Raw genomic sequence first — 4,903 nt, forward strand, 5'->3', positions numbered from 1 at the left:
ACACCGCCCCTTGCCCCCCTGTGCCGCGCCGCCACTTTCACGACACAAAGCACATCTTGCAGATCATCTGAAACCAGGAAGACGCATCACATCTGATGCAACTTCGGTCGCGCTTCTCGCTTCAAACACCCGCTCTGTCCCCGGATTTCAACACGCCTTCGGCCACATTGGACACACCTTCACACGTACCTCGGAAATGGGTGGTTCCACACTGGAAATGTGGTGATGGCGCTGCGGAAGATGACTCCGGGCGGGCACGAGTACTTGACCGGGTCCGTCGGGTGCGCCGATCACGACTTGGAGCCTGGCGAGTCCATGGCCGACTACTACGTCGGCGGCGGGTATCCACCTGGTGAATGGATCGGCGGCGGGGCCGCTGAACTGGGGTTGGACGGCGTGGTCACCCCGGAACAGATGATGGCGCTGTTCGGGGAAGGGCGGCACCCGGACGCTGACCGGATCGAAGCGGAGATGCTCGCTGCGGGTGCCAGTCCCGAAGCGGCGCTTGCTGCGACCAAGCTCGGACGTCGGTTTCCGCAGTACGGTGGGGAGGACGCGCTGCGCCGGCGGGTTGGTGAGGCCTACGGGCAGCACAATCTCGACCACGGCCGGCCGATCGGCGCTCCTCTGGATGCCGACACCCGCCAGGAGATCCGCGAGCGCGTCTATGTCGATGGGTTCGCCGCCGATCACGACGGCCGGGAGCCGGTTGACGACGCCGAGTTGCGTCGATGGATCTCCGAGCAGAAACGGGCGCTGCGCAACGCGACCGCTGGTTACGAGTTGGTTTTCGCCCCTGACAAGAGTGTCTCGGCTGCGTGGGCATTGGCTGATCCGGTGACCAGGGAATTGATCGCCGACGCACATCGGCAAGCAGTCCGGGACGCCATCGCGTTGTTCGAGGTTGAGGTCGCATTCACGCGGTCTGGACGCGAAGGTGAAGCCCAGGTCGACGTCACCGGCGTCACCGGCGCGATCTTCGAACACTGGGACAGCAGGGCCGGAGATCCGCACCTTCACAGCCACGTGCCCGTCAGCGCGAAGGTGAAGCGGGCGAACGATGGGAAGTGGACGAGCCTCGATGGCCGCACGATTTACGCGGCCGCAGTCGCCGTCTCGGAGTTCTACAACAGCCGCTACCGCGACTTACTGCGTCAGCAAGGGGCGACGTTCGTTCTGCGGCCAGCCGAAGGAATCGACCTCACGCGCCCGGTGTGGCAGTTGGAGGGGATGCCTGACGAACTCATCACTGCGTGGTCGCAGCGCGCCCAGCAAGTCGAGGCGGAACGTGCGCGAGGGATCGTGGAGTTCCGCCACCGCAACGGCCGCGAGCCGGATCCGAAGGAGCTGCTGGAGATCTCGCGCAGGGCGCAGTACGGCACGCGCAGGGCGAAAGGTCCACCGCGCAGCCTCGCCGAGCACCAGTCCCGATGGCAGGCCTTCGCCGACTCGATCATCGGCAAGCAAGCAAGGGAGGCGCTCGTAGGGCGCATCCTGCACGGCCGCGCGCAGTCGGCGAAGGAGGTCGACGTCGCCGCGCTGGCGAACGTGACGCGCCACGTCGTCTCGGAGGCGCACGCCACTTTTAACCGTTGGAACCTCACGGCCGAGGCGCACAGGCAAACCGCCGGATTGCACCTGTTTCCGCGTGACCGCGACTCGCTCGTGCAGCGCGTTGTCGAGACCATCATCGCCCAAACCGACACCGTGAAGATCCAGGCACCATCGCTCGTTGAGGAGCCCGCGGCATTGCGGCGGTCTTCGGGCGAGAGCGTGTTTATCGAGCACCACTCCGCGCGCTACACGACCGAACAGACCCTGCGCGAGGAGCAGGAAATGGTCGGGTTCGCGCGACGCTACGGCGGCCACCGCCTGACGGCCGACACCATCGCCGCCGCAGTTGCCGCATCCGCTGCACGGGATGAGACGCTCAACTCCGGCCAGGAACGCCTGGTCACGGAGTTCGCTCGAAGCGGCCGTCGGCTGCAAGGTGCTCTAGCCCCTGCCGGGACGGGCAAGACGACCGCGATGAGGGTGTTCGCCGAGGCATGGCGCAGTGCCGGCGGCAGGGTTTTTGCTTTCGGCCCCAGTGCACGAGCTGCCCAGGAGCTGGGCGATTCGATCTCCGCGATCCCGCACACACTGCACCAGGTTCCCACTGCGTTGCAGCACGGACTGGCCGAGCGCATGTTCTCATTCCGCGCTGGTGACGTGCTCATCATCGATGAGTTCGCCATGGCGGGAACCCACACGTTGCACACCGTGGTGGACTGGGCGATCAGCCGCGGAGCGGATGTGCGCCTCATTGGTGACGATCACCAGCTCGCCGCGGTGGAGGCCGGCGGTTTTGCACGTCTACTCGCCCGGGATGTCGGCGTGCTGCGGCTGCATGAGGTGGTGCGGTTCAGAGACCCCGCGCAGGGGGCAGCGTCACTACTGATACGCGAAGGCGACCCCGACGGCTTGCAGTACTACAACGAGCGGGGCTGGATCGCGTCCGGTTCGATCGAAACCATGCGGGATGCCGCGCACCGGGAGTGGCGTGCGGATCTGGATGCCGGGCTGCAAACGTTGCTGATCGTGCCTCGGAACGAGGATGTCATTTCGCTGAACATGGAGGCTCATACCCAACGAGTCGTACGAGGTCACGTCGATGCCGCCCGCGTCGCGCGCCTGCATGACGGAACCGTGGCAGGTCGCGGGGACTGGGTGGTCACCCGGGACAACCGGCGCCGCTTCACGGTGCTGGGTGGGAAGGACTTCGTGAAGAACGGCGACACCTGGACCGTGCTTCAGGTCGCTCAGGACGGGTCGCTGCACCTGCGCCACCGCGCTCACCAGGGCCGCATCACGGTGCCGGCCGACTACGTCGACCGGCATGTTGAGCTTGCCTACGTCGCCACCTCCAACCGCACCCAAGGGATGTCTGTCCGGGACTCCGCCCATACTGTGGTCACGCCGGAAACGACTCGTGAGCAGCTCTATCCCGGCATCACCCGCTCCATGGAGATGAACCGGATGTACGTGGTGACCAGTCACCACGTCGTCGACTCCCATCGCGAAACCCCGCCCGAGGATGATCCGCTGGCCGTGCTCACCGGGGTTTTGCGGCGCAGCGGGGTGGAGCTGTCGGCGACCGAAGCTCTGCGGGAGGCATTGTCCGAAGCCGAGTCGCTGTCGACGCTGGTGCAGTATCACGAGTACGCAGTCGACCTGGTCACTCACGAACGCTTTGACCGGATCCTGCACGACGTGCATCCCGCGGCTGCGGACGCTGACGCGGCGCCGGCACTACGGGAAGTGCTCCGAAAGGCCGAGGCTGAGGGTTGGCAGGCGGAGCGGCTGTTGCCTGCGGTGGCCAACCAGCGCTCACTCGCCGGCGCCGATGACGTTGCGGCTGTGCTGGTCTACCGCGTCGAGAACCACGTCAGGACGCATCAGCCGCCGGCGCGCGTGGCAGATCCCGCTGCAGGCGATGTCGAGCGCTGGCGCGCGCTGGTGACTTCGGTCGTCCCCGAGGTCGACCCGAGCGAGCAGCGGTGGGACATCGTGTGGCGCCATGCAGCCGGAGGCCACCAACAAGGATTGGCCAGTGACGCCGCTGTCTCCCGTGCAGCAGCACAGCTAGCGAGCCGGCCGACGAATGATCCTATGGATGATCACAGGTTCGTGGCGCACGCCGTAGTCGCTGAGCTGTCTGCGCAACGTGCGGCGGGTGGCAGCAACCGGCCGGCGCTGCCCTGGCTGAGCCAGCACTTCCGCGCCGCTGTCACCGGACACGCAGAGCTGCAGTACTACCTCCGCAAGATGAACAGCGCCATCGGCAACCGCGTCGAAGAGCTCCGCAGTGCGGTCGAACGCGAGCGGCCGCGGTGGGCGGATCAGCTCGGGAAGCGCCCGGACTTCCCTGCTCTTGCCGGACGGTGGGACCGTGCTGCGGCATGGGCGGCCGCATGGCGGGAAACCCACAAAGTCACCACTACCGATCCAGCGAATCCGTTCGGGCAGCGGCCTGAAGGCAACGGGCTGCACGCGCGTGGTTGGGACGCGGTCGATGCCGCGTGGCGGCAGGCCATTGCAGCGTCGCCTGCCGACCACAACAGGAGCGGCCAAAGCCAGCAAGCCCTGGAAGAGCTTCGACGCGGCCTACGAAAGTCCACCGCCGAGCGGGCTGCTCGCTCTGAGGATCACGTCCACATCGACGACGAAACTAAAGTGCAGAACCAGGAGCTCGATACGGAGGACGATGAGCACCTGGACAGCGGCCTGCGCTACTGAGCCGAATGGAGATCACGCGAGATTCTTCCGGAGTGGTCCCGAGCTGGGCGTTGGCGGCAGCGCAACACCGACCGGATGCGCGATGGAGTGCATTCGATCCCCGTCGACCAGTACCGTGAGACGGGCGCGAACTGGAAGTACCAATAGGACGCCTGATGGATGCCGCTGCACCAGATCGCGTCATGTTCGTATCTGAGTGCTCCAGGCTACGACGGAGGGCAGGCGTAGATGCTTGTGATGTTGTTGATCGCTCTTACCGCGACTGCGGCGTCTTTGCCGGTAGGGAGGTCGTGGTGGCGTGACCGGTGCGAACTCCTCGCCAATGAGGATGCTTATCGCAAGGCGGTGTCCGCCGCTGTGCACGCAGGGCACCCGAGCTTGGGACAGACCGGCATGCTGCCCCATTTGTTTGCCGGGCTTGGCACTGCTGCGATCGGGTCCTGGGTAGCGCTGGTAGTGCCGACCGACTGGTTTCTTCTGACGTTCGCGGTCAGTGGACTAGTAGTGCTTTGTTAGGTTTTGGCGTGTCGTTGTGATCATCTACTGTGGATTGTGGTTGACTTCGGTGGTGACTCCGGATGAGATCGATCGGATGCGTCCGCGGCTGGTGGAGTTCGCTGCACGG

General features: G+C 65.5%; 1 protein-coding gene. It reads left to right on the forward strand.

The window, feature by feature from the left end:
• Positions 1-240 precede the first annotated feature (240 nt).
• Positions 241-4,278, forward strand: a complete 4,038-nt coding sequence (mobF, locus tag E1288_RS45980) for a MobF family relaxase (RefSeq protein ID WP_235884300.1) — start codon at positions 241-243, stop codon at positions 4,276-4,278.
• Positions 4,279-4,903 lie beyond the last annotated feature (625 nt).

The organism is Saccharopolyspora elongata, assembly GCF_004348985.1.
GTDB lineage: Bacteria > Actinomycetota > Actinomycetes > Mycobacteriales > Pseudonocardiaceae > Saccharopolyspora > Saccharopolyspora elongata.